Source organism: Kitasatospora sp. NPDC091335 (assembly GCF_044757205.1).
Lineage (GTDB): Bacteria > Actinomycetota > Actinomycetes > Streptomycetales > Streptomycetaceae > Kitasatospora.
Genome location: NZ_JBIVUM010000003.1, coordinates 129,500 through 153,580 on the forward strand (window position 1 = coordinate 129,500; position 24,081 = coordinate 153,580).

Below are 24,081 nucleotides of genomic sequence, written 5' to 3' on the forward strand. Positions count from 1 at the left end.
GACCGGCGACGACCCGAGGCCCGGGCACCTCCGTGCGCAATGGGGGATGAGTCATGGCTGAAACCTGGACCGCGATGAGCCACGGGCTCCTGCGACAGGCGGGCTTCGCACTGGACACGCTGGATCCGCTGGCACACGACCTCGCCGCCGAGCTCTCGGCGATCCGGGCCGCGACCGGCCGCGCCACCGAACTGGCCGATCGACTGGCGAAGACGCTGCGCCAGGGCGACGTGGGCGGCCGGCAGCGCGCGCTGTCCCGGCTCGGCCTGCTGCGCGACCTCACCGGGGAGGACACCGCCGGACTGCCGGCGGACGTCGCCGCGCCGCTGACGGAGTACCAGGACGCGGTACTGGCCCTGAAGAGAAGCGTCTCCGCCCTGGAGCAGCGGCACGCCGCGGCACTGGAGGACTCCCGGCACCACGTCGCCCGGCTGTTCCGCGAGGACCCCGCGCTGCGGCAGGTGCTGCTGCTCTCCAACGAGGCCCACTACCCGCGCTTCGAGGCCTGGCTGGACCGGGACGGCGAGATGTCGGACCGCACCGCCCGCCGGATGACCGACCTGCTCACCATGTACCTGCAACGGGTCGCCTCCAAGAACGAGACCACCTCCCACTTCGGGCCGGTCAGCGTGGCCTCCCTCACGACCGGGGCCGAGGCCGGGACCGGCGACCGGGGCGCGGACGACGGCCTCGACTGGACGGACACCCCGATCGAGCGCGTCGCCTTCTTCAGCCACTGGGCGGCCGAACGCCTCGCGGAGACCTTCAGCGCCGACCCGCGGCTGCGCGGCCACGTCCGCCCCCGGCTGCGCCCGCTGGCCTTCCGGGACGGCGACCGGATCGACCTGTTCGCCTTCCGCACCGAGACCGGCATGCCCGGCGACTGGCGCTTCGTGGTCGTCGGCAGCTCCCCCGTGGACGAGGCGGCCGACTGGCTCTGGCGCCACTGCGACGCCCGGCGCACCGTCGGCGAACTCCACCGGGACTGGGCGGCGGACACCGCGCGCCCCGGCACCGACCTCGACGAGGCGCTGCGCAGGGCCGCGGCGGACGGCTGGCTGGTGACGGTGGCGGAGATCCCGATCGGCGCCGTCCGGCCGCTGGAGACGCTCCGCGAGCTGGTCGCGGAGGCCGGCGGCGAGGCGAGCGACCTCGGCGCGGCCCTGGACCGCTTCGACCGGTTCCTCGCGGAGTTCCCGCTCGCCGCGGCCGCCGACCGGCCCGCCCTCCTCGCCTCGCTCAGGTCCGACTTCGAGACGCTCACCGGCGGCGCCGCCGAACGGCCCGGCGGCACCCACTACGCCGACCGCTCCCTCTTCTACGAGGAGGCGCACGGCCCCCAGCGCGACCTGACCGTCGGCCCCGGCCTCACCGACTTCGTCACCGGCGAGCTGACGCCCGTCTACGGCCTCGTCCTGCTCGCCCCGCGCCTGCGGATGCGGCGCGAGCGCGCGATCCTGACGCGGTGGGCGCAGCACCGCTTCGCCCTCGGCACGGACGTCCCGCTGCACCACTTCTACCAGGCGTTCTTCGCCGACCGCCCGGAGCTGGAGGCCGCCTGCGCCGAGGTGGACGCCGAGATCGCCGCCGTGGAGCGCGAGCTGCGGCAGGTCCTGCTCCCGGACGGGCAGCAGGACCTGCGCGAGGTGCGGGCCGACCGGGCGCGCCTCGAAGAGCTGATCGCCCGGCACGCCGGTGACGTGCCGGCCCTGTGCAGCCCCGACGTGATGCTCGCCGCGCGGGATCTCCGGGCCCTGGCCGACGGGGACTTCACGGCCGTGGTCGGCGACTGCCACGCGCTGCGCGACCCGCTGACCCACTCCAGCCTCGCCCCGCTGCTGGCCGCCCGCGCCGACGGCATCGTGGCCGAGGCGCAGCAGCGCTACCAGGACCTGCTGGACCCCGACGAGGTCATCGTCGACCTGGCCCGCGCCCACCTCGACAAGACCGGTGCCCAGCTCGCTTACCCCTGCCTGGACGTCGAGGTGCACGGACGCTCCGGCAAGCCGCGCGACCGGGTCGTCCAGCCCGCGCAGCTGTCGATCACGGTGACGCCCGAGCGCCTCGAACTGCGCGCCCGCGGGGTCTCCGGCCGGCTGCGCCTCAAGTCCCCCTTCGCCGGCGGGCCCGGCATCCGGCACGATCCGCTGTCGGTGTTCGCCTTCCCCCGCCACTTCGGCGGGATCGGCATCCGCACCGACGACCTGGCGCACGTGCCGCGGATCCGCTGCGGCCGGGTGGTCCTGCGGCGCGAGAGCTGGCGGGTGCCCGTCGCCGAGCTGCGCCCGTGGTCGCCCGGCGGCCACCCGGTGGCCGCGGACGCGGCGGCGCACCTGGGGGCCGTACGGCTGCGCGAGCGGCTCGGGCTGCCCCGGCACTGTTTCGTGAAGATCCCCGGCGAGCCCAAGCCGGTCTTCCTGGACTGGGAGGCGCCGCTGCTGGTGCGTCAGCTCGTCCGGCTCGCCAAGGGGACCGAGGGGGCGCTGGAGTTCAGCGAGATGCTGCCCGGGCCCGACGAGCTCTGGCTCGACGTGGCCGGGCACCGCCACACCAGCGAGCTGCGCTGCACGGTCTTCTCCCGGACGGACGCGCCGCCCGCGTAGTCCGGAGCCCTGTCGCGGTCCGGTCCACCCGTCGGCCCGCGCCTCTCCCCTGCCCCCTTCTCCCCTTTCCCCGCATCTCCGTACCCGTTCGCACCCGCCCGTCGGCGGACCCGCGGCCGGTCGGTGTGCCCTGCCCGCACGGGCTCCCCACCCTCCCACGAGCCGAGAGGTTCCCCTGATGGCGACCACGGACAGCCCGGACCGGCCGGCCCGGCCCGGTTCCCTCCCAGCCCCGAGTTCACCACGGTGGTCACTGGCGCCGACCGCGCTCGTCCGCCAGGCCGGGTTCCCGCTCGAACTGCTCTCCGGCCTGGTCGACGAGGGCGCCGACGCCCAGGCCCGCGCCCTGCTCGACCGGCACGCCGCGCTGCTGGAGGCGGCGGCCGCGGCCAAGGAGGAGCTGAAGCGCTCCCCGGTGGCCCTCAGCGGGCCCGTCGTCAACGCGATCGGCAACTCGATCGGCATGCTGCGGCCGCTGACCGAGCCCGACCTGGCGGCGGCGCTGCGCGAACTCGGCCCCCGCAGCGGCCCGTTGGCCGCCTTCCAGGAGGCCGTCACGGAACTGCGGCGCACCTGCCGGGAGTTCACCGAGGCCCACGCGGAGCGGCTGTGGGCGGGCCGGCTGGCCGTCGCCGGGGCCTTCGCCGACGAGCGGCTCAGGGACGTCCTGCTGCTGTCGAACGACGCCGCCGCGCCCCAGTTCCTCGCCTGGCTGGACGCCTTCGACCCCACGGTGACCGGGCGCCGGCGCGCCCACGCCCAGAAGATGACCGACCTGCTGACGATGTACCTCCAGCGCGTCACCATGAAGAACGAGACCCACTCGCACTTCGGGCCGCTGAACGTCGCCCGGGTCGGCGGCGAGGGGATGCTCGACTGGACGAGCGGATCCGCCGTCCGGCGCCGCGCCCACGTCAGTCACTGGGCGGCGGCCCGGCTGGCCAGGAAGCTCGGCGAGGACCCCGCGCTGCGCGGACTCGTCCGGCCCCGGCGGCTGCCGCTCGCCCTCCTCGGCCGGGGCGACGGCGACCGAGGAGTCGTCGACCTCTACTCGAGCGGGGTGGAGGCCGCCCCGGGCGTCGACTGGCGGTTCGACCGGATCGGCGGGTTCGCCGTCGATCCGCCGCAGGAGTGGCTGCTGCGCCACTGCGACGGCGTCCGTACCGCCGAGGAGCTGGCCGCCGAGTGGAACGCGAGGTTCGGGCCCCTCGGCTGCTCCACCGACGACGGCTCCGGGTTCGACAAGGCGCTGGCGGACCTCGCCGACCGCGGCCTGGTCACCGCGTGGCCCGAGGTGCCCGTCGGCGACCCGCGGCCGCTCGTCGCCCTGCGCGGACAGCTCCTCGCCGCCGGCTCCGGGGACCACCCCGCGATGGAGTGGACAGCCGGCCTGGAGGCCGCCGTCGCCGCCTTCACCGAGGCCCCATACCCCGAGCGGCCGGCCGCGCTCGCCGCCCTCAAGGCCCGCTTCGAGGAGCTCACCGCCGGCCCGGCGAACCGCTTCGGCGGCCACCACTACGCCGACCGCAGCGTGGTGTGGGAGGAGGCCCACGGCGAGCTCGACGACCTGCGGATCGGCTCCGGGCTCGCCGCCGTGCTCAGCGAGGAGCTGGCGTTCGTCTACGAGATCGCCCTCGCGGCCCCCCGCCTGCGGCTGCGGCTGGAGACCGGCCTCCTCACCCGCTGGTTCCGCGACCGATTCGGCCCGGACCGGCCCGTGCCGCTGGCCGACTTCTACCGCGCGTTCGTCGAGGACCGCGAGCGACTCGCCCTGCGCTGTGCCGAGGTGACCGTCGAGGTGGACCGGCTGCGGGCCACCGTGGCCGGTCACCTGCTTGGCACCGCCGACCCCGCGGCCCGCGAGGTGGTCGTCCCGGACCGGGCCGTCCGCGAACTCAGGGCCGCGCTCCCCCGCGAGCCCGCCGCCTTCTGCAACCCGGACGTGCTGCTCGCCGCGGACGGGCCCGAGGCCCTGGCCGCGGGCGAACTCCAGATCGTCGTCGGAGAGTTGCACGCCGGCCGGGACCTGCTGACGCACAGCAGCATGTCCGTCCAGGCCGCCGAGCGCTCCCCTCTGCTCGCCGAGGAGGTGTACGCCCACTACCGGACCCTGGTGGACGAGGACGAACTCCTGGTGGACGTGCTACGCGGCCACCAGGACAAGACCGCCTCCCAGCAGCGCTTCCCCGGCCCCGACCTGGAGATCCTCGGCCGCTCGCCGAAGGACCGCGCCGACGTCCTGCACCCCTCGGACCTCCACCTGGTGCTCGCCGGCGACCGGCTGGAGCTGCGCGCCGAGGGCCGGCCCGGACGGCTGCGGCTGCTCGCGCCCCCGGCCGGCGGCTACACCCTCATGGACGACCCGCTGGCGCCCTTCGCGTTCCCCCGGCTGCACGGCGGCAACGGCCTGGAACTCGACGGGCTCCCGCACGTGCCGCGGATCCGCCACGGGCGCACCGTCCTCCAGCGCGAGCTGTGGCGGGTGCCCGCCTCCGAGCTGCGCGGCTGGTCACCCACCGGCAGCCCGGTGAAGGCCGACGACGCGGCCGAGTACCTCACCGTCTGCCGGCTGCGGGCCCGGTACGGGTGGCCCCGCCGGGTGTTCGCGAAGCTGCCCGGCCAGCCCAAGCCCGTCTACGTGGACTGGGACGCCCCCCTGATCGTCCGGCAGTTCTTCCGGCTGGTGCGCGGGGTCGAGGGGACGGTGGTGATCTCCGAGCTGCTGCCGACCGCCGAGCAGCGCTGGCTGCGGGTGAACGGGGCCTCGTACACCAGCGAGCTGCGCTACGCCGTGTTCGCCGGGCCCGCGGCGGCCTCCGCCGCGAGCGGTGCCGGGGCAGCCGACGGGCAACCGGCATGAGCCGGACCGCGGGGAGCGAGACCGCCTACCGGCGGCTGCTCACGGCCTCGACCGTCTCCGCGCTGGGCGACGGCGTGCGCTTCTCGGCCCTGCCGCTGCTCGCCGCCGCCCTGCTCGGCTCCCCGTTCGCGGTGAGCCTGGTGACGGCCGCCTCCACCCTGCCCTGGCTGCTGCTCAGCCTCCCGGCCGGCGCCCTCGCGGACCGCTGGGACCGGCGGGCGCTGATGGTCGCGGCCGACCTGCTGCGGGCCGGCGCGCTCGCCGTCGCCGTGCTCCTGCTGCTGAGCGACGCGCTGCGCCTGTGGCCCCTGGTCGCGGTCGCGCTGACGCTCGGCATCGGCGAGGTCCTGTTCGACTGCGCGTCGTTCGCCGTGCTGCCCGCGCTGGTGACGGCCGAACGCCTGCCCGCCGCGAACGGGCGGCTGTTCACCTCCCAGACGCTCAGCCGGGACATGGTCGGGCACGTCCTCGGCGGCTGGCTCTTCGGGCTCGGCCAGTTCGTACCGCTGCTGGTCAACGCCGTCTCGTTCCTGCTGTCCGCCGGCTTCCTCAGCGGCCTTCCGGCCAGCCGGTCGAGCCGTCCCGACGCCCCCCGCAAGCTGCGCCAGGAGATCGCCGAGGGCATCGCCTTCGTCGCCCGCGACCGCCTGATGCGGGCGCTCACGCTCGCCGCGGGACTCGTCAACGCCGTCTACCTCGGGCAGATCGCGATCTTCGTACTGCTGATCAGGGAGGTGCTGCACGCCCCCGCGTCCAGCTACGGCCTGTTCGTCGCCGCCTCGGCGCTCGGCGGCGTGCTGGGCGGCGCGGTCGCCGACCGGATCACCCGCCGGCTGGGCCGCGCCCGCGCGCTCGCCGGCGCCCTCGCGGTGGTCACCGCCTGCGGCCCCGCCATCGCGGCCACCACCAGCCCGTGGGTCGTCGGCGCCGCCAACTTCGCCTCCGGGGCCGCCATCATGGTCTGGAACGTGGTGGCCGTCTCCGTGCGCCAATCCCTGGTGCCCGAGGAGCTGTTGGGGCGTTCCATCGGCGTCTACCGGCTCTTCGCCTGGGGCACGATGCCGCTCGGCGCCGCCCTCTACGGCCTGCTCGCCGACCTCTGGGGCACCCGCGCCGCGTTCCTCGCCGGCAGCCTCCTGGCGGTGGCCGCCCTGGTGCTCGTCGTCCCCGCCCTGCTGGCCGAGGCCCGGCTCGCCCGGACCACCCCGGCCGCGCCCGCCGACGGCCGATCGTCGGATTCCCAGTCCTGCGATGACCTGCGATGACCTGTGTTGACCCGCGATGAAGGGACAGTTGTGATCCTTGTGGAGAATGAGGCCGCCCTGGTCGGCATGGCGGTGTTCCGTGCCGCCGCCGCGGTCAGGAACCGGACCGTCGTGACCGCCGGCGGGGAGCGCCATCCCGTCTCCCCGGTGTCGGGCGGGTTCGTCGCGCTGCGGCCCCGCGGGTTCGAACAGGACCTGACCGCCTCGCTCGGCGCCCTCGGCTGGGGCCGTCCGGTCGCCTTCGTCGGGGACCGGTGGGGGCTGGCCGGGTTCGCCGCCGCGGCCACCGAGTCCGCCCTGCTGGAGGCACCGCCCGGGGCCGGCCCGGCCGGGGTGTCCTTCGTGATGCCCGACGCGTTCCTCGCCCGCAGGAGGACCGCCATCGAACGCCGACTGGAACGATGTCGCCCGAGGCCCCAGGGCGCCGTCCAGACCGTCCGGGCCGTCGGCGTCGGCCCCTGGACCGTCACCGACACCCGTGACGCCGTCCGGGCCCTGGAGGGCGTCGAGGACATCGTCATGTCGGACTGGACGTACGCCAACACCTTCCCGCTGCTGCCGGACCACGACCGGCTGACCGCGCACGTCCTCCCGTACGAGTTCGGCGACTTCGACGCCAACATCCACCACGTGGACGACGCGCTGCGCGGCCTCCACGAGAAGGGCGTCGACCGGGTCGGCCTGCTCATCGAGGGGAACCCGGACACCTACGACGTCCTGGACGGCCTGCCCGTCACCAACCGGGAGATCGAGGTGACCCCCGGCGTGCCGATCGGCCTGCTCGCCGCCTCCCGCAACGCCGACCGCTTCCGCACCGACCCGTTCGGGCGCTCCTTCGCCTACTTCTCCGGCCTGCACAGCCGGCACAAGCTCCCGGCCGAGCAGTTCCTCGGCGAACTCACCTGCTACCTCGCCGCCGGCATCACCTGCGTGCTGGTCGAGATGTACAAGGGTGACGTCGAACTCGCCCTGCGGGCCGCCCGGTTGAGCGGACGTCCGGCCACCGCCGTGCTGATGAGCGACTACTTCTCCGGCTCGGAGAAGACCCTCGTCCTGAACCGGCCCGACGCCGAGGCGGCCCGCAGCGCCGCCGAGGCCACCCGGGGCGGTCTGTGCACCATGCTGATCACCGACGAGGAACTGCGATGACCCCCGCGCCGACGCCCGGCCCCGCCCTCCCCGCCGTCCTGTTCGACGCCGCCGACACCCTCGTCGAACTCGCGCCCTCCATCCCCGAGCTGCTCACCACCGCCTGGCTCGGCGAGGCCGGCGCCCCCGACGCCGCGGCCGTCCGCCAGGCGCTGTGGGCCATCGGCTCCGAAGGCGACTGGCCCGACGACGAACCCGACCCCGGACGACGGCAGGCCATGTGGAGCCGGTTCTGCCGCGAGGCCCTGCGCAGGGCCGGGGGAAGCGACTCCGCCGAGGCGGCCGACCGCGCGGCCCGGCACATCCTCGACCCGGCCCAGTACCGCGCCTACCCCGACGCCGTGCCCTGCCTGCGGGCGCTGCGCGCGGCCGGCCACCGGCTCGCCCTGGTCTCCAACTTCGACCGGTGGCTGCGCGACATCCTCGACGGCACCGGTCTCTCCGGGCTCTTCGACACCGTCGTCATCAGCAGCGAGGTCGGCCTGGAGAAGCCCGGCCCCGGGATCTTCGCCCTCGCCTGCGAGCGCCTCGGCCGCCCGCCGCAGGAGTGCGTCTTCGTCGGCGACTCGGTCGTCATCGACGTCGAGGGAGCCCGGGGGGCGGGTCTGCACCCCGTCCTGCTCGACCGCTACGCTCGCTTCCCCGACTTCACCGGACCGCGCGTCACCACCCTGGACGGCTTCGCCGCCCTCGCCGCCCGGCTCCCGATCCCCGCAGGAAGGACCGTCCAGTGACGACCGACTCCCAGCACGGAGAGCTGGACACCCGTCGGGTGGCCGTCCGGGTGGCCGAGGAGCGGGGGCTCGAACTCCTCGGCCTCGCCGGGGAGGGCGTGGACTTCGCCGTCCACCGCGCCCGCTGCGCCACCCACGGCGAGGTCGCCCTGCGCATCCCCCGGCACCGGGTCTACTCCGCGCCCTACGGCGAGGTCGACGCCGGCGACCTGGTGCGCCAGGAGCACGAGATCGCCCGGCTCCTCACCGGCCGGGGCCTTCCCGCCGCGCCCGCGCTCGAACTGATCACCCTGGGGGACGGTCTGGTCGTCTCCCTCGCGGGCTACGTGGAGCACGACGGGCTGCCCGTCGCCCCGAAGGAGGTCGGCCGCTTCCTGGCCGCTCTCCACCGGCTGGAGCCGCCGACCGTCAAGCTCGCCTACCAGGAGCCGGGGGACTTCCCGTCCTTCCTCACCAGGCGGCTGACGACCCGGCACGCGCACCTGCGCGACCTCGACGCCGACCTGCCCGAGCTGCCCGGCCCCGGGGAGATCCGCGCGGTCCTCGAAGCCGAACCCGACGACCCGCGCCTGCTGCACCTGGACGTCCGCCGGCAGAACCTGCTCGGCAGCGGGGGCCGGCTCAGCGCCGTCGTCGACTGGTCCAACGCCCTGGTCGGCCCCGTCCTGATGGAACTGGCCCGGGTCGCCGAGTACGCCAGGCTGGCGGACAACGGCATCGACGCGGACGGCATCCTGGCCGGCTACGCCGACTCCGCCGACCTGCCCGACCTGCACTCCCGGGCGGCCCTGCTGCACCGGCTCGACACCACCGTGATGCTGGCCCTGGTCTTCCACTCGGTGGCGCCCGACCCGGCCCGCGCCGCCGACCTGGTCGCCCGCTCCCGCCACCTGCTGGAGCTGCTCGGGGGCTGATCCCGCCCCCGCCCCGGCGCACAGGACCGGACCGCCGCCCCCTGCCCGGGGACGGCGGTCCGGTCGTCGCGGTGCGCGCTACGAACCGCCGTGGACCCCGAACTTCCGGCAGACGGCGGCCAGGGCCTCCGCCGGATCGGTGGTGCGGATACGGCCGGCACCCTCCACGACGAACGGCGGCTGCCCGTGCTCGCCGGAATCGACCTGGACCCGCCCGGTCCGGGAGCCGACGCCGAGGAAGTACACGTTGTCGTCATCGCCCGGACGCGTCACGCGCAGCCGCTCGACCCCGAGGCCGGGGAGCAGCCGCCGGGCGCCGTCGAGAACCTCGTCCAGCGGCCCACCGCCGCGATCGGCGGGACCCCGTTCCCCGACCGGAATCACCTGTCCACTCATGACGTGCGTCCTCCCACCCGGGACGGCCCCGTGATGGTCCGTTGCCGCACCCGGATGGCGCAGCAGGGACAGTGGGACGGCCACCCCGCACGGGGACGGGCTCCGGTCAGGCCTTGGTCCAGGCGGCCTCGCGCAGCAGCCGCAGGCCGTTCAGGCCGACGACGACGGTCGAGCCCTCGTGGCCGAGCACGCCCAGCGGCAGCGGGAGGGTGGCGACCAGGTCCCAGACCACGAGGACGGTGATGAACACCGAGGCGATCACGAGGTTCTGCACCACGAACGACCTCGCCCGCCGGGAGAGCGCCACCACCGCCGGGACGGTGGCGAGTTCGTCGCGGACGATCACCGCGTCGGCGGTCTCCAGGGCCAGGTCGGAGCCGGCCCGGCCCATCGCGATGCCGGTGTGGGCGGCGGCCAGCGCGGGCGCGTCGTTGACGCCGTCGCCGACCACCAGCACCTTGCGCCCGGCCGCCTCCTGCTCCCGGACGGCGGCGACCTTGTCCTGCGGCAGCAGCCCGGCCCGGACGTCGGCGATGCCGACCTCGGCGGCCAGGTGGGCGGCGGCGCGGGGGTTGTCGCCGGTGAGCAGCAGCGGCGTGCGGCCGGTGAGTCCGGTCAGCGCGGTGACGGTGGCGGCGGCGTCCGGGCGCAGCCGGTCGGCGATGCCGAGCACGCCGACCGGGACACCGTCCGCCTCGACCAGGACGGCGGTACGGCCGGCCTCCTCCAACCCGGCGGCCAGTGCGGCGGCTTCGGCGGCCGCGGTGGCTGCGGTGGCGGCTTCGGCGGGCGCTTCGGTGACGGCCTCGGTGACGGCGGGCCCCCTGGTCAGCCGGGCGGGCGCGCCGACCGCGACCGCCCTGCCGCCGACGGTGGCGGTGACGCCGACGCCGGGGGTGGAGGTGAAGTCCCCGGCCACGGCGATCGTCAGGCCGCGGCCGCGGGCGGCGTCGACGACGGCGCGGGCGAGCGGGTGCTCGCTGGGGTGCTCGGCGGCGGCCGCCAGGGCCAGCAGTTCGTCCTCGGTGAGGCCGGAGCCGGTGAGCGGCCGCAGGTCGGTGAGACGGGGGGTGCCCTCGGTGAGGGTGCCGGTCTTGTCCAGCGCGACGGCGTCGACCTGGCCCAGCCGCTCCATCACGACGGCCGACTTGACCAGGACGCCGTGCCGTCCGGCGTTGGCGATGGCGGAGAGCAGCGGCGGCATGGTGGCCAGCACCACCGCGCACGGGGAGGCGACGATCATGAAGGTCATCGCCCGCAGCAGCGAGCCGGTGAAGGCCGCGCCGAAGGCCAGCGGGACGGCGAAGACCGCGAGGGTGGCGGCCACCATGCCGATCGAGTAGCGCTGTTCGACCTTCTCGATGAACAGCTGGGTGGGCGCCTTGGTCTCGGAGGCCTCCTCGACCAGCTTCACGATCCGGGCGATCACCGTGTCCGAGGCGTCCCGCTCGACCCGCAGCCGCAGGGCGCCGGTGCCGTTGAGGGTGCCGGCGAACACCTCGTCGCCGGGCTGCTTGGCGACGGGCAGCGGCTCGCCGGTGATGGTGGCCTGGTCGACGTCGCTCGCGCCGTCGAGCACCCGCCCGTCGGCGCCGATCCGTTCGCCGGGCCGCACCAGCACGGTGTCGCCGACGGCCAGTCGCCCGGTCGGCACGGTCTCCTCGCCGCCGTCGGGCAGCAGCCGGGTGGCGGTGGCCGGGGCGAGGTCGAGCAGTCCGCGCACCGAGTCGGCCGTACGGGCGGTGGCCAGAGCCTCCAGGGCGCCCGAGGTGGCGAAGATGACGATCAGCAGGGCACCGTCCATCACCTGCCCGACGGCGGCGGCGCCGAGCGCGGCCACGATCATCAGCAGGTCGACGTCGAGGGTCTTCTCGCGCAGCGCCCGGAGCCCGGCCCAGGCGGGTTCCCAGCCGCCGGTGGCGTACGCGAGGGCGTACAGCGGGGCCCAGGACCAGGCGGGCGCGCCGGTCAGCTGAAGCGGCAGCGCGACCAGGAACAGCACGGTCGCGGCGGCGGCCCAGCGGGCCTCGGGCAGCGCGAGTACCCGGGTGCGCCGCCGGGGCGCGGCGTCCGGTCGCGGCGCGGCCGGGGGCGCGGGGCGCTCGGTCAGGGTGGTGAAGGACATGGCGGGCGGGACCCTTTCGGGGCGGGCCTGGACAGGGCGGGGCCGATGGGCCACTCACGATACATGAACATATGAACGCTCCTTCATTCATCAGTTGTACTATGGCCCGTATGGGTCATGGAGCCGCCCCCGCCACCGCCGTCCCGCACACGCGCCTGGACGCCACCAGCGCTGCCCGGGTGGCCACCACCCTGCAAGCCCTGGCCACCCCCTCCCGCCTGCTGATCCTCTCCCGGCTGCGCGAGGGCCCCTGCGCCGCCACCGAACTCGCCGCCGAGGTCGGGCTGGAGCAGTCCGCCTGCTCCCACCAGCTACGCCTGCTGCGCAACCTCGGCCTGGTCGTCGGCCGGCGCAACGGCCGCCAGGTCGTCTACGCGCTCTACGACAACCACGTCGCCGCACTGCTCGACCAGGCCGTCTACCACATCGAGCACCTCCGGCTGGGCCTCAGCGACGCCCTCGACGGACAGGACGCGGACGAGCCGGCCGCCGCCCCGGCCCGCTGACCTCCGCGCCGATCCGATCGCCCCGCCGGCACCGCACGGGCCCGGCTCGGAGGGGCTCCGGGTCGGGCGCGCGGGCTCCGGGCCCCCTCAGGTGAGCCAGATCTCCCGGACGGTGCGCAGCGGGTCGTGTTCCACCCGGGGTTCGGTGTGCCAGCGCATGGTGGCGCGGCCGTCGCCGTACGGGGGCCAGGCGGGGCCCGGGTCGAGGTCGCGGACGAAGGCCACCCAGGCGGTATGGACGGCGTCGGCCAGTGACCGCGGCGGGTGGGCGCCGAGGGCGGCGGTGACGCCCTCGGCGTCCAGCAGGTCGAAGGCGAACGGGAGGTCGATGCAGTGGAAGGCCTGCCCGGTGCGGCCGGGCGCGGCACCGGACCAGTCGAACTGGTAGAGCCAGGTGGGATGTCGGCGCTCGCCGCGGGCCTCGGCGATGGCCAGGGCGGGGGCACGGAACAGCCAGTCGGTGATCGCGTCGCCGCCGGCCGCGCCGGGCCGCTCGGCGAGGAAGCGCGCGGACCGGCGGTCGTCCAGGCCCAACCCGGCCAGCAGGCCGAGCAGTTCGTCCACCTGGGGCGGCGGCGGGGTGCCCTCAGCGGCCGAGGCGGCGAACTCGTGCGCGGTGAAGCCGAGCAGCAGCGGAACGCCGGCGTCGGCGAGCGCCTCCGGCACCGGCAGTGGTACCAGCTCGCCGTCGGCGAAGGGCGCGACGGGCAGCGCCGGCAGTCCGTCGGGGTCCGGCCCGCCGGCGTCGAGGGTGTCCTGGAGGGCCAGCAGCTCGGTGTCGGTGGTGCCCCGCAGGGCGGCCGCCGTGGCGGGCACGCCGGTGCGGGCGGCGAAGGCCCGGCTGACGGCCTCGGCGGCGGCCCGGTCCTGCGGGCGCATCACGGCGCCGGAGGCCGAGATCGCCGCGCGGAACAGCCCCCGGGCGGCCGGTGTGGCGAGCAGCGTCTGGACGGCTCCGCCGCCGGCCGACTGTCCGGCGATGGTGACCTTCGCCGGGTCGCCGCCGAAGGAGGCCACGTTGTCCCGTACCCATTCCAGGGCGGCGATCCAGTCCCGCACGCCCCGGTTGTCGGGGGCGTCCGGCAGGTGCAGGAAGCCCTCGACGCCCAGCCGGTAGCCGATCGAGACCACGACCACGCCGTCCCGGTTGAAGGCGGTGCCGTCGTACCAGGGGCTCGCCGAGCAGCCGGCCACGTAGCCGCCGCCGTGGATCCAGACCAGTACCGGCAGGCCCGCCGCCGGGGCGAGGTCAGGGGTGAAGACGTTGAGGTTGAGGGTGCCCGCGCCCGCGATGGTCGGCTCGGGGATGGTGGTGACCTCGCCGAACGGGCGGCGCTGCGCCGTAGGCCCGTAGGCCGTCGCGTCCAGTACCTCGGTCCACGGCCGGGGCGGCACGGGTGCGGCGAACCGCAGTTCGCCGACCGGCGGCCGGGCGTACGGGATGCCCAGGAAGCGGGTGCTGCCGTCGGCCCTGCGCTCGCCGCGCACCTGGCCCCGGCGGGTGGGGACGACCGGCTGCGGCTGCGGGCTCGGGGTGGTCATGCGGGTCCTCCTGTGCGGGGCACGGGCGCGGTGCCTCGTGGTCGATGTGGCGCCGGAGCCGGTTCGGCTCCTGGGGGCGGCCGTCCGGACACCGTAGGCCCGGACGGGGATGACGAGCGAGACGGAGATCCGGCCAGGCGGGACGACCGAGGCCGCCGGGCGGTCGTTCCCCTCCGGCACCCGGCCGGGCGCCGGGGCGATCACGGCGCGGATCCCGGACCGGATCCCCCGAGCAGGCGCCTTACGTCAACACCATTGACGTTGAACCGCGCACGAAGGGGACCGCTTCGGCCTCGGCTTCGACAGCTGACGGCCGGTCGTCGGGACCTTCACCCGGGCCCTGCTCGGCTCGGTGAGCACCCACTGCGCGCAGTACGCGACCTGCCCGGTGGTCATCGTCCGCGCCCGGGACCGATCCGCGCCGGCATTGCCTTCGCCATCCTTCATTGCAACGCGCCATTGCATTCGCATTCAGCGTCATTGCATCAATTTGCCGATTCTCACCTGGGAAATCGCCTTCAAGGCGATTGACACCCCGTCAAAACGCAACGTAGCTTTCCAGTATCGCAAACGCTCGGCAACGCGAAACGAGGAATGGCCATGAGCGAATCCCCGCACACCCTCGCGGCAATGCCGACGACACGTCGGGCCGACTGCCCCTTCGACCCGCCGGCCGAGCTGACCGACGCCCGCCGGCACGCTCCGATGAGCCGCTTCACCTTCCCCGGCGGAGAGCCCGGCTGGGTGATCACCGGCTACGACCTGGTCAGGTCGGTGCTGGCCGACTCCCGGTTCAGCTCGCGCAAGGAGCTCATGCTCCACCCGACCATCGACTACGGGGGCATCCAGGTCCCTCCGGCGCCGCCCGGCGAGTTCCTCCTCATGGACGAGCCCCTGCACAGTCGCTACCGGAAGCCGCTGACCGGCAAGTTCACCGTACGGCGGATGCGGCTGCTCGCCGAGCGCGTCGCCCGGATCACCACCGAACGCCTGGACGCCATGGAGGAGACCGGGCCCCCGGCGGAGCTGGTGACCGCGTTCGCCAAGCCCATCCCCGCCATCGTGATCTGCGAGCTGCTGGGAGTGCCGTACCAGGACCGGGACTCCTTCCAGGAGCAGGTCGACTCGTTCATGAACGGGGAGACCAGCGACGAGGACATGCTGGCCGCCTACACCGCGACCCAGGACTACCTCGCCCAGCTGGCGGCCGCCAAGCGCGCGCACCCCACCGACGACGTGCTCAGCGACCTCACCGACAGCGACCTCACCGACGAGGAGCTGAAGGGGATCAGCCTGATCCTGCTCGCGGCCGGGCTCGACACCACCGCCAACATGCTGGCGCTCGGCACGTTCGCGCTGCTGCGCAACCCGGAGCAACTGGCCGCGCTGCGCGCCGATCCCTCGCTCACCGGCCGGGCCGTGGAGGAACTGCTGCGGTACCTGAGCGTCGCCAAGACGTTCATGCGGACGGCACTGGAGGACGTCGAACTCGGCGGCCGGACCGTCCGGGCCGGCGAGCGGCTGATCCTCTCGTACAACACCGCCAACCGCGACCCCGACCGCTTCCCCGATCCCCACGCGCTCGACCTCCACCGGCAGGACGGCGGGCACCTAGCCTTCGGCCACGGCATCCACCAGTGCCTGGGCCAGCAACTGGCCCGCGTCGAGATGCAGGTCGCCTTCCCCGCCCTGCTCGACCGCTTCCCCACACTGCGCCTGGCCGTCCCGCCGGAGGACGTCGCGCTGCGCCCGGAGATCGCGGACATCTACGGGGTCAAGAGCCTCCCCGTCACCTGGGACGCGTGACCGATGAGGATCACCGTGGACTCCGAGCGCTGCATCGGCTCCGGAATGTGCGTGCTGACGGCGGGTGAAGTGTTCGACCAGCGCCAGGAGGACGGCACGTCCTTCGTGCGGCAACCCGAGCCGCCCCCGGAGGCGCTGGAGGCGGTCCGCGAGGCCGTCGACCTGTGCCCCGCCTCGGCGATCACCCTGTCGACCGGCCGCTAGGCGGCCCCGCCGGGCCTCCCGGGTCTTGCGCCACCAGCCCTCCCTGGCCCCGCCAACCCGCTCGCGCGCGACACCTGCCGTCGCGTCAACCGCACGCGCGGGTTGGACAACCTGACATCTGACGTCACATCAACTACGTGCGGGAACAAGGTAGTCCAGCGGGCGACGACCGCGTGTGGGCTTTGTGCTTCGTGCCACGCGGCCGGGCTCGCGCAGCTACTGCCGGTACACCGACGAACGTGTCCCGCGGAGGGAGCGAACATGGTGGGCATGGAGCTGGTGGTCGGGTATCTCTTCGCGTGGGCCGTGGGCAAGGCGAAGCGGGTGGCGGGCCGGGTGGCGCCGCGCCGGCGGGCGTGGGAGGGCCGGCGCCGGGACCCGGAGCGGGTGTCCCGCTGGCTCGGCTTCCTCGCCCGGCACCTCGAACAGCGCGGAAAGCCCGACCTCGCCTGGTGGGAACCGGGCACCTCCATGCGGCTCGTGACGCGCATGACCGTGACCGGACTGGTCTCCGGGGCGTGCATCGGACTCCTCATCGGGCCCATGGACGGGTCCTCACCGCGTACACCGCGGGCGGGCTCGGCACCATGCTCAGCGTGACCGCGTGGGGCCAGTGGACGGTCGTCGCACGCGTCTGGCTGCCGCTGACCGGACGGCTGCCCGGGGCGGCGATGACGTTCCTGGAGGACGCCCACCAGCGGGGCGTGCTGCGCAAGGTCGGCGCGGTCTATCAGTTCCGCCACACCCGCATCCGGCACCACTTCGCCCGGCTCCCGGACCGGCGCCACCGGTGACCGGCGGCTCCGGTGACCGGCGGCTCCGGTGACCGGCGGTTCGCACTCCCCCTCGCGAGCAGCGTGACGCCGTCCGCCTGACGGCCGAGGAGGCGGGCGTGCGGGGCCGTCAGGGGTTCCCGGCGCGGGGGCCCGGGATCCGGCGGTCGTTCTGCAGGGTCCACAGCTCGTGGAACAGGCCGCCGGTGTCGGCGACGAGGTCGGCGAACGTCCCCTGCTGGATGATCCGGCCCCGGTCGAGGACGACGATCCGGTCGGCGATGGCGACGTTGGCGAGCCGGTGCGTCACCAGGACGACGGCGCGGTCCTGGGCGAGCCCGCGCAGGCCCGCGAAGATCCGGTGCTCCGCCCGGGCGTCGAGGGCGCTGGTCGGTTCGTCCATCACCAGGAGGCCGGCCTGCCGGTGGAACGCGCGGGCGATCGCGATGCGCTGCCACTGGCCGCCGGAGAGCTCCTCCCCTCCCCACCACTCCCTGGCGAGCAGGGTGTCCAGGCCGGAACGGAGTCCGGCGACGACCTCGTCCGCGCCGGCCGCCTCCGCCGCCGCGAGGACCGCGGCGTCGCCGCGTGCGGCCGGCTGACCGAGATGGATGTTGTCGCGGGCGGACATCGGCCAGCGGGCGAAGTCCTGCGGCACCACGGCCACCCGGCCCCAGAGCGCACCGGGTTCGATGTCCGCGATGTCGGTCCCGTCCCAGCGCACCGTGCCGCCGGTGGGGAGGTAGAGCGCGGAGATGACGCGGGAGAGCGTCGTCTTCCCGGCGCCGTTCTCGCCGACCAGCGCGAGGATCTCGCCCCGGCGGACGGTCAGGTCGATCCCGCTGAGCGTGTTCTTCTCGCTGCCGGGGTAGCGGTAGTCCATGGCGCAGATCGCGATCTCCTTCGGATCGCCCGGCGCCTTCCGGCCGCGCGCCATCCGATGGCCGCCGGCCTCCTCCAGGAAGTCCGACCAGTCGTCCAGGTAGAGGCCCGTACGGAACAGCCGGGTGCCCTCGCCGATGATGCCGCGCACGCCGGCCGTGGCCGTCTGGAGGCCGATGACGGCCGTCCCGGCGGACGGGATGCTGATCCGGCCGCTCGCCATCAGCAGCACCAGGGCGCCCCACACCACCACGGAGCCGGCACCGCCGCCGAGCGCCCCGACGGTGGCCGCCTTGGCGCCCTTCCAGACGGCGCGGTCCATCGTGCGGTCCACCCGTGCCCCGGTGGACCGGTAGTGGGAGAGGAGGAAGCCGCCCATGGTGTTGGAGCGGATCTGGTCGGCCGCGTGCTTGTCGACGACGTACCAGCGCAGCATGCCCAGCATCCGGCGGTCGGAGTTCGTCTCGACCGACGACAGGTAGTGCACCCGGGCCGCCCGGATCGACGCGACGCCCTGCGGAAGGCCCGCCAGGACCAGCAGCGGCAGCAGGACCGGGTGCAGGTAGGCGAGGACCCCGGCCGCGCCGACCAGCGAGGCGGCGGCCGCCATGATCGTCTGCGACTCGCCGAGGAGGTCGGGCGCCACGTCCGCACCCCGGTCCGCGGCCTCCCAGCGGTCGTTGTACCCGGCGGTGTCGTACGCGCACAGCTCGGCGTCCAGGGCCGCCGTCAGGAGCATCAGCTCGGCCTCCCGGCCGATCCGCGGCGCCAGGCGCCCGTTCAGCCGGCGGAGATCGGAGCGACGAGGCTACGGGAGGGCCGGCAGCGCCTCACAGGTAGTCGTCCACACGCACTCGATCGAGTGAACACCGATGCGTAACACGCGGTCCGAGCAGCACAGTTGGCCCGTTTCGCCGCCCACGGGGAAGGCGCCGGGCCCACGCGGCCGCGCTACGCCCTGAAGGTGGCCCGATAGTCCGCGGGGGACGTGCCGACATGGCGGTGGAAGGCCGCGCGGAAGGCGGCGGGGCTGCCCAGTCCGCTGAGCCGGGCGACCTGTTCGACGGGGGTCGTGGTCGTCTCCAGGAGTTCCCGCGCCCAGTCGATGCGGGCGGCGGTGAGCCAGGCCATCGGGGAGCTGTCCGTCTCCTGCTGGAAGCGGCGGATGAACGTCCGCCGGGACATGTGCGCGCGCTGGGCCAGCTCGTCCACGGTCTGCCGGCGGGCGAGGTTGTCGAGCATCATGGCACGGACCGGCGCGAGTTCCTCGCCCCGGTCGGGCGGCCGGAACCGATCGATGAACTGCGCCTGGCCGCCCGGGCGTTGGGGCGGGGCGACGAGGGCCCGGGCGCGGGCGTTGGCGGCCGCGGCGCCGAAGTCCCGCCGGATGATGTGCAGGCACAGGTCGACGCCCGCGGTCACGCCGGCCGAGGTCAGGACGTCGCCGTCGTCGACGTAGAGCCGGTTGGGCCGGACGTCGATCCGGGGGTACCGGCGCTGGAGCGCCGCGGCGTCCAGCCAGTGGGTCGTCGCGGGGCGCCCGTCCAGCAGCCCGGCGGCCGCCAGGGCGAACGCCCCCGTGCAGATCGACACCAGACGGGCTCCGCGCGCGTGCGCCGAGCGGATCGCCGCCAGTGCCGCGGCGGGAGGCGGCTCGTCCGGGTCCTGGCAGCCGGGGACGACGACCGTGCCGGCGCCCTCCAGCGCCTCCAGCCCGGCGTCCGCGGCGACGGTGAACCAGCCGCTGCGCACCGGCCCGGCCGCCGGATCGGTGCAGACGGTGACCTCGTAGTGCGGGTCAGGCCCGAAGGCCTGCACCGGGATGCCGAGGTCGAGCGGGAGGACCCCGGGAAGTGCCAGCACCGCGACCCGGTGCGCTTCGATCGCCGTCATGGCACGATCCTAGCGACCCATGGCCCGCGTGCCAGTGTCGAGGCCGCGGGCCCGGTTCCTAACCTTCGGCCATGGACTTCTCACTCGACCTGCCGACCGGCCCCCTGGCCGAGGCCATCCTCGCCGCCGTGCACGCCTCCGAGACCCCGCCGGTGGCCAACCACAGCGTGCGCAGCTTCCTCTTCGCCGAGCTCCTCGCCGCCCACGAGGGCTGCCTGGACGACGCCGCCTACGACCGTGACCTGCTGTTCGCCGCGACCGTCCTGCACGACCTGGGCACCGGCACCCTGGCGAAGGGCGAAGCCCGCTTCGAGGTGGAGGGCGCCGACCTGGCGGCCGACCTGCTGCGCGGCCACCAGGTGCCCGAGGCCGACATCGACCGCGTCTGGGAGGCGATCGCGCTCCACACCTCCCCCGGCATCGCCGAGCGCCGCGGGCTGCTGAGCCACCTCACCCGCGAGGGCGTGGGCGCCGACTTCGGACGCAACGCGGCCCTCGTCTCCCGGCAGGCGGAGCGGATCCACGCCGCCTACCCCCGCCTGGCCATGGTCCGCTCGCTCGTCGACGCGATCGTGGAGCGGGCCGCCCGGTCGGACGCCGCGGCGCCCCGCCACTCGCTCGGCGGCGAACTGCTCCGCGAGCGCCGGGCCGGCGGCGTGACCGAGCTGGAGCGCTCCGCCGCCTCCTGCCCCTGGGGCGAGTAGGCGGCGGCCCCCGCGGCTCACCGCTGGGGGAAGCTGAAGGCGTAGCCGTTGTCCTTGAGCCAGGGCAGGAGCTGTTCGAGGGCGGCGAGGGTCTGGGCACGGTTGCCGCCGCCGTCGTGGACGAGGACCGGCCCGGGTGAGCACGGCGCCCACGGTGCCGGCGGGGCCGCGATGTCCGTAATGAACGATTGTGTTCCCTATCCCCCGGGGATACCGTCGGTAGTGGTGAACGAATCCGTCCCCTGCCCGTCGTTCACCCCCGAACCCATTGGGGGACCTGCCATGGCCACCTCGCGCGCTCTGGCCGAGGCTTCGCCCGCGACCGCACGTCGGGGCCAGCACCCGGGGATTGCACTCACCGTCATCGCGGCCACACAGCTGATGGTCGTGCTCGACATCACGATCGTGAACATCGCGCTGCCGCACATCCAGCGGGCGCTGAGCTTCAGCACCACCGACCTGTCCTGGGTGATCAACGCCTACACCCTCACCTTCGGCGGGCTGCTGCTGCTCGGCGGACGGGCCGGCGACATCCTCGGGCGGCGGCGGGTGTTCATCGTCGGCGTCCTGGTCTTCAGCATGGCCTCGCTGCTCGGCGGCGTCGCACAGTCCTCCGGCTGGCTGCTGGCCGCCCGGTCCCTCCAGGGACTGGGCGGCGCCATCGCCTCACCGACCGCGCTCGCGCTGATCGCCACCAACTTCAGGGAGGGCCCGGAGCGCAACCGGGCCTTCGGCGTGTTCTCCGCCGTCGCCGGGGCCGGCGGCGCGATCGGCCTGCTGCTCGGCGGCATGCTGACCTCCTGGCTGTCCTGGCGCTGGGTGCTCTTCGTCAATGTGCCGATCGGCATTGCGATCGCGCTGCTGGCACCGCTCTACATCAACGAGTCCGAACGGCACCCCGGACGCTTCGACCTGGCCGGCGCGTTCGCCGCCACGGCGGGCATGGTCTCGCTGGTGTACGGCTTCATCCGCGCCTCCGCGCACGGCTGGACGGACCCCGTGACGCTGACCGCGTTCGGCCTGGCCGTGGTGCTGCTGACGGCCTTCCTGGTCCACGAGCGGCGGGTGCCGCAGCCGATCACCCCGCTGCACCTGTTCCGCAACCGCAACCGCTCCGGCGCGTACGCGCTGATGCTCTGCGTGGCCGCGACGATGTTCAGCATCTTCTTCTTCATCACCCTGTTCGTGCAGGAGATCCTCGGCTTCAGCCCGCTGCGGGCCGGCTTCGCGTTCCTGCCGATCAGCGTCGCGATCGTGGCCGCCGCCCAGTTCGCGGCCCGCACCCAGGTGCGGTTCGGCGCCAAGCCCTTCCTGGTGGCCGGTTCGCTGCTGGTGCTGGGCGGGGTGATCTGGGCGACCAGGATCGACATCGACAGCAGCTACGTGGGCGGCATCCTCGGGCCGACCCTGATGTTCGGCTTCGGCATGGGCTCGATCTTCGTCCCGGCGCTGCTGACCGCCGTCTCCCGGGTCGCCCCGCACGAGACCGGCGCCGCCACCGGCATGCTCAACACCACCCAGCAGGTCGGCGGCTCGCTCGGACTGTCGATCCTCGTCACCGTGTACGGCACGGCCGGCCGCAACGAGGCCCGGCAGCAGGCCGCCGCGTTCCTGCGGCAGGCCACCCCGCAGCAGGCCGCCCAGTTCCGGGCCACCGGCCGGCTCCCGGCGCCGTACTCCTCGCAGGTGCTGGTGCACGGCATCGGCAGCGCCTTCCAGATGGGCGTGGTGTTCGCCGCACTGGCGGTGACGATCGCGGTGTTCGTCATCAAGGCCGGCCGGCTGCCGCTGCCGCCCGCCGTCAGCTCTTCGGGGGGCAGTGCTTGACAGGGCGTCAGGGTGACCGGGAGAGTCTTTCTTGCAATGGTTTTCATCTTCGATAAACCGTTGCGGGCGGCTGCCGCCTGCCCACCTGCGGGTGAGCGCCGCCCATCGAAGCCCACGCCCTCCCGAAAGAGGACCGCCATGTCGCTCGACGTCTCCCCCGCCCTCCTCGACCAGGCCCGGCAGGGCCGCGTCGACGAGGCCGAGTTCCTGGACACCGTCCGGGCCTCGCTCCCGTACGCCTACCAGGTCGTCGCCGGGCTCAGCACCGAACTCGCCGCCGGAGAAGAGGAGTTCACCACCGACAACACCACGCCCAGCGACGAGCAGCGGGCCCAGCTGCTGCGCGCGCTCGCCAGCAACGCGATCCGCGGCAGCCTGGAGGACCACTTCGGCGTGAAGCTCGCCTTCGTCAACTGCCACCGCGTCGGTGCCTTCCGCCCGGGCACCGAGGACAGCGCCGCGTACCGCGAGTTCACCTCGCTGCACAACCAGATCCGCAACCAGAGCCCGGAGCTGCGCAGCTGCTGACGGCGGCCGGACGCGACCTGCCCGCGGCGGCTCCCACCCAGGTTCCGAGGAGGTGGGAGCCGCCGCACGTGTCGCCGTGTTGCGCCCCGTTGCGGGCCGGTGTCGGGATCGCGCGGCGATCTTGTCGCACGGCCCGGCGCCTGCGTACGTTCGGAACGCACCACCAGACCGGCCCGCCCCGGGCCGCCCTCACCCCGCGGAGCCCACCATGTCGCCGGACCCTCGCCCACTGCGGAAACTCGGCTTCCTGACCATCGGGCTCTTCGACGAGGCGGACCCGCGCCGGGGCCACGAGTCCACCCTGGAGATCATCGCCCTCGGCGAACGGCTCGGCTTCGACAGCGCCTGGCTGCGCCACCGCCACCTCCAGTACGGCATCTCCTCCCCGGTCGCCGTCCTCGCCGCCGCCACCCAGCGCACCAGCCGCATCCAGCTCGGCACCGCCGTCACCCCGCTCGGCTGGGAGAACCCGCTGCGGCTCGCCGAGGACCTGGCCACCGTGGACGTGCTCTCCGGCGGCCGGCTCAACCCCGGCTTCAGCGTCGGCCCGCCCGTCCACTACGAGCACGTGCGCGGGGCGCTCCACCCCGACACCGCCGAGCAGGAGGACTTCAGCCCCCGGCGCGCCGAACGGCTGATCGCCCTGGTGCGCGGCGAGGACGCCTCCGACTTCGCGGGCACCGAGGGCATCGAGGTCTACTCCCGCCGGGTCCAGCCGCACTCCCCCGGCCTCGGCTCCCGGCTCTGGTACGGCGCCGGGAGCCTGCGCTCGGCCCGCTGGGCCGGCGAGCAGGGGCTCAACCTGCTCACCAGCAGCGTGGTGAAGACCCAGGACGCGGCCGGCCCGGGTCCGCTCGACTTCGCCGCCATCCAGGCCGCCCAGATCCGCGCCTTCCGCGAGCGCCACCCCGACGGCGAGCGCGCCCGGGTCTCCCAGGGCCTGGTGGTCATCCCCACCGACAGCGCCACCCCCGACCAGCGCGCCAGGTACGAGGCGTACGCCCTCGCCCGCACCCCGCGCACCCTCGCCCCGCAGGGCCCCGCCCGGATGCTCTTCGCCCCCGACCTGGTCGGCACCACCGAACAGCTGGTCGAGCGGCTGCACGCCCACGCCGGCTACCGCGAGGTCGACGAGGTCGCCTTCGCCCTGCCCTTCTCGTTCGAGCACGAGGACTACGTGCAGATCCTCACCGACCTGGCCACCCGCCTCGGCCCCGCCCTCGGCTGGAGCCCGGCCGAGGGCTGAGGGACGGCTCCCCGGAAGCCGCCGTCCGGGTACGTCCGCCACGAGCGCCACAGCCCTGGCACCGGCCTCACGGGAAGCGGTGGCTCGCCCTGTCCGCGTCGACGTCGGCCCGGGCGCGCGGGGT

Annotated in this window: 20 protein-coding genes and 2 pseudogenes; 16 read left to right on the forward strand and 6 right to left on the reverse strand. The window is 74.5% G+C overall.

Annotated elements, in window-relative coordinates; translation table 11 throughout:
* Nucleotides 1–53: 53 nt before the first annotated feature.
* The 6 genes from ACIQOW_RS09225 to ACIQOW_RS09250 all read left to right on the forward strand — a co-directional run bounded on the left by ACIQOW_RS09225 (nt 54) and on the right by ACIQOW_RS09250 (nt 9,525).
* On the forward strand, nt 54–2,603 hold the full coding sequence (locus ACIQOW_RS09225) for a lantibiotic dehydratase (RefSeq protein WP_401081670.1): 2,550 nt from the start codon (nt 54–56) through the stop codon (nt 2,601–2,603).
* Nucleotides 2,604–2,781: 178 nt separating this feature from the next.
* Nucleotides 2,782–5,463 carry a lantibiotic dehydratase gene (locus tag ACIQOW_RS09230; RefSeq protein WP_401081673.1) on the forward strand — a complete coding sequence of 894 codons (2,682 nt, stop codon included), beginning with the start codon at nt 2,782–2,784 and terminating at the stop codon, nt 5,461–5,463.
* On the forward strand, nt 5,460–6,728 hold the full coding sequence (locus tag ACIQOW_RS09235; RefSeq protein ID WP_401081676.1) for an MFS transporter: 1,269 nt from the start codon (nt 5,460–5,462) through the stop codon (nt 6,726–6,728). Before ACIQOW_RS09230 ends, ACIQOW_RS09235 begins: the two co-directional genes overlap by 4 nt.
* 30 nt (nt 6,729–6,758) lie before the next feature.
* Nucleotides 6,759–7,877: a hypothetical protein gene (locus ACIQOW_RS09240; protein WP_401081679.1), complete on the forward strand. Its 1,119-nt coding sequence runs from the start codon at nt 6,759–6,761 to the stop codon at nt 7,875–7,877.
* Nucleotides 7,874–8,611, forward strand: a complete 738-nt coding sequence (locus tag ACIQOW_RS09245) for an HAD family hydrolase (protein ID WP_401081682.1) — start codon at nt 7,874–7,876, stop codon at nt 8,609–8,611. Before ACIQOW_RS09240 ends, ACIQOW_RS09245 begins: the two co-directional genes overlap by 4 nt.
* Complete coding sequence (locus tag ACIQOW_RS09250) at nt 8,608–9,525, forward strand: phosphotransferase family protein (RefSeq protein WP_401081685.1); 918 nt, start codon at nt 8,608–8,610, stop codon at nt 9,523–9,525. The genes ACIQOW_RS09245 and ACIQOW_RS09250 overlap by 4 nt, the downstream gene beginning before the upstream one ends.
* 78 nt (nt 9,526–9,603) lie before the next feature.
* Here the strand turns inward: ACIQOW_RS09250 and ACIQOW_RS09255 are convergent, their stop codons facing one another.
* Together ACIQOW_RS09255 and ACIQOW_RS09260 are read right to left on the reverse strand one after the other, a co-directional pair.
* Nucleotides 9,604–9,921 (reverse strand): hypothetical protein, encoded by a 318-nt coding sequence (locus tag ACIQOW_RS09255; RefSeq protein WP_401081688.1) that lies wholly within the window; start codon nt 9,919–9,921, stop codon nt 9,604–9,606.
* Nucleotides 9,922–10,027: 106 nt separating this feature from the next.
* Entirely contained in the window at nt 10,028–12,046 is a 2,019-nt protein-coding gene (locus tag ACIQOW_RS09260) for a heavy metal translocating P-type ATPase (protein ID WP_401081691.1), read from the reverse strand.
* Between the two features lie 110 nt (nt 12,047–12,156).
* Here ACIQOW_RS09260 and ACIQOW_RS09265 point away from each other — a divergent pair, with 110 nt between their 5' ends.
* A complete protein-coding gene (locus ACIQOW_RS09265; protein ID WP_401081694.1) occupies nt 12,157–12,552 on the forward strand; it encodes an ArsR/SmtB family transcription factor in 396 nt (131 codons plus the stop codon).
* A gap of 87 nt (nt 12,553–12,639) precedes the next feature.
* Here ACIQOW_RS09265 and ACIQOW_RS09270 read toward each other — a convergent pair whose 3' ends face one another.
* Nucleotides 12,640–14,094 (reverse strand): carboxylesterase/lipase family protein, encoded by a 1,455-nt coding sequence (locus ACIQOW_RS09270; RefSeq protein WP_401081697.1) that lies wholly within the window; start codon nt 14,092–14,094, stop codon nt 12,640–12,642.
* Between the two features lie 337 nt (nt 14,095–14,431).
* Between ACIQOW_RS09270 and ACIQOW_RS09275 the strand changes: the two are divergent.
* The 5 genes and pseudogenes from ACIQOW_RS09275 to ACIQOW_RS09295 all read left to right on the forward strand — a co-directional run.
* A pseudogene (locus tag ACIQOW_RS09275) lies at nt 14,432–14,698 on the forward strand (hypothetical protein); the annotation flags it as partial.
* On the forward strand, nt 14,695–15,900 hold the full coding sequence (locus ACIQOW_RS09280; RefSeq protein WP_401081700.1) for a cytochrome P450: 1,206 nt from the start codon (nt 14,695–14,697) through the stop codon (nt 15,898–15,900). The pseudogene ACIQOW_RS09275 and the gene ACIQOW_RS09280, both read left to right, overlap by 4 nt.
* A gap of 3 nt (nt 15,901–15,903) precedes the next feature.
* Nucleotides 15,904–16,104 (forward strand): ferredoxin, encoded by a 201-nt coding sequence (locus ACIQOW_RS09285; RefSeq protein ID WP_401081703.1) that lies wholly within the window; start codon nt 15,904–15,906, stop codon nt 16,102–16,104.
* Between the two features lie 261 nt (nt 16,105–16,365).
* On the forward strand, nt 16,366–16,704 hold the full coding sequence (locus tag ACIQOW_RS09290) for a hypothetical protein (RefSeq protein WP_401081706.1): 339 nt from the start codon (nt 16,366–16,368) through the stop codon (nt 16,702–16,704).
* Nucleotides 16,701–16,898 carry a hypothetical protein gene (locus tag ACIQOW_RS09295; protein WP_401081709.1) on the forward strand — a complete coding sequence of 66 codons (198 nt, stop codon included), beginning with the start codon at nt 16,701–16,703 and terminating at the stop codon, nt 16,896–16,898. The genes ACIQOW_RS09290 and ACIQOW_RS09295 overlap by 4 nt, the downstream gene beginning before the upstream one ends.
* A gap of 109 nt (nt 16,899–17,007) precedes the next feature.
* Here ACIQOW_RS09295 and ACIQOW_RS09300 read toward each other — a convergent pair whose 3' ends face one another.
* Both ACIQOW_RS09300 and ACIQOW_RS09305 read right to left on the reverse strand, forming a co-directional pair.
* Entirely contained in the window at nt 17,008–18,498 is a 1,491-nt protein-coding gene (locus ACIQOW_RS09300) for an ATP-binding cassette domain-containing protein (protein ID WP_401081712.1), read from the reverse strand.
* 212 nt (nt 18,499–18,710) lie between these two features.
* Nucleotides 18,711–19,652, reverse strand: coding sequence for a GlxA family transcriptional regulator (locus ACIQOW_RS09305; protein ID WP_401081715.1), 942 nt, complete (start codon nt 19,650–19,652; stop codon nt 18,711–18,713).
* Between the two features lie 71 nt (nt 19,653–19,723).
* On the opposite strand from ACIQOW_RS09305, the gene ACIQOW_RS09310 reads away from it, so the two are divergent.
* Entirely contained in the window at nt 19,724–20,356 is a 633-nt protein-coding gene (locus ACIQOW_RS09310; protein ID WP_401081718.1) for an HD domain-containing protein, read from the forward strand.
* 17 nt (nt 20,357–20,373) lie between these two features.
* Here the strand turns inward: ACIQOW_RS09310 and ACIQOW_RS09315 are convergent.
* A pseudogene (locus ACIQOW_RS09315) lies at nt 20,374–20,490 on the reverse strand (polysaccharide deacetylase family protein); the annotation flags it as partial.
* A 148-nt stretch (nt 20,491–20,638) separates the two neighbouring features.
* Here ACIQOW_RS09315 and ACIQOW_RS09320 point away from each other — a divergent pair.
* The 3 genes from ACIQOW_RS09320 (at nt 20,639) to ACIQOW_RS09330 (ending at nt 23,957) form a co-directional block, all read left to right on the forward strand.
* Nucleotides 20,639–22,183, forward strand: coding sequence for an MFS transporter (locus ACIQOW_RS09320; protein ID WP_401081720.1), 1,545 nt, complete (start codon nt 20,639–20,641; stop codon nt 22,181–22,183).
* Between the two features lie 138 nt (nt 22,184–22,321).
* Nucleotides 22,322–22,711 carry an SCO5389 family protein gene (locus tag ACIQOW_RS09325; RefSeq protein WP_188296784.1) on the forward strand — a complete coding sequence of 130 codons (390 nt, stop codon included), beginning with the start codon at nt 22,322–22,324 and terminating at the stop codon, nt 22,709–22,711.
* Between the two features lie 208 nt (nt 22,712–22,919).
* Nucleotides 22,920–23,957: an LLM class flavin-dependent oxidoreductase gene (locus ACIQOW_RS09330; protein ID WP_401081724.1), complete on the forward strand. Its 1,038-nt coding sequence runs from the start codon at nt 22,920–22,922 to the stop codon at nt 23,955–23,957.
* The last annotated feature ends 124 nt before the right edge of the window (nt 23,958–24,081 follow it).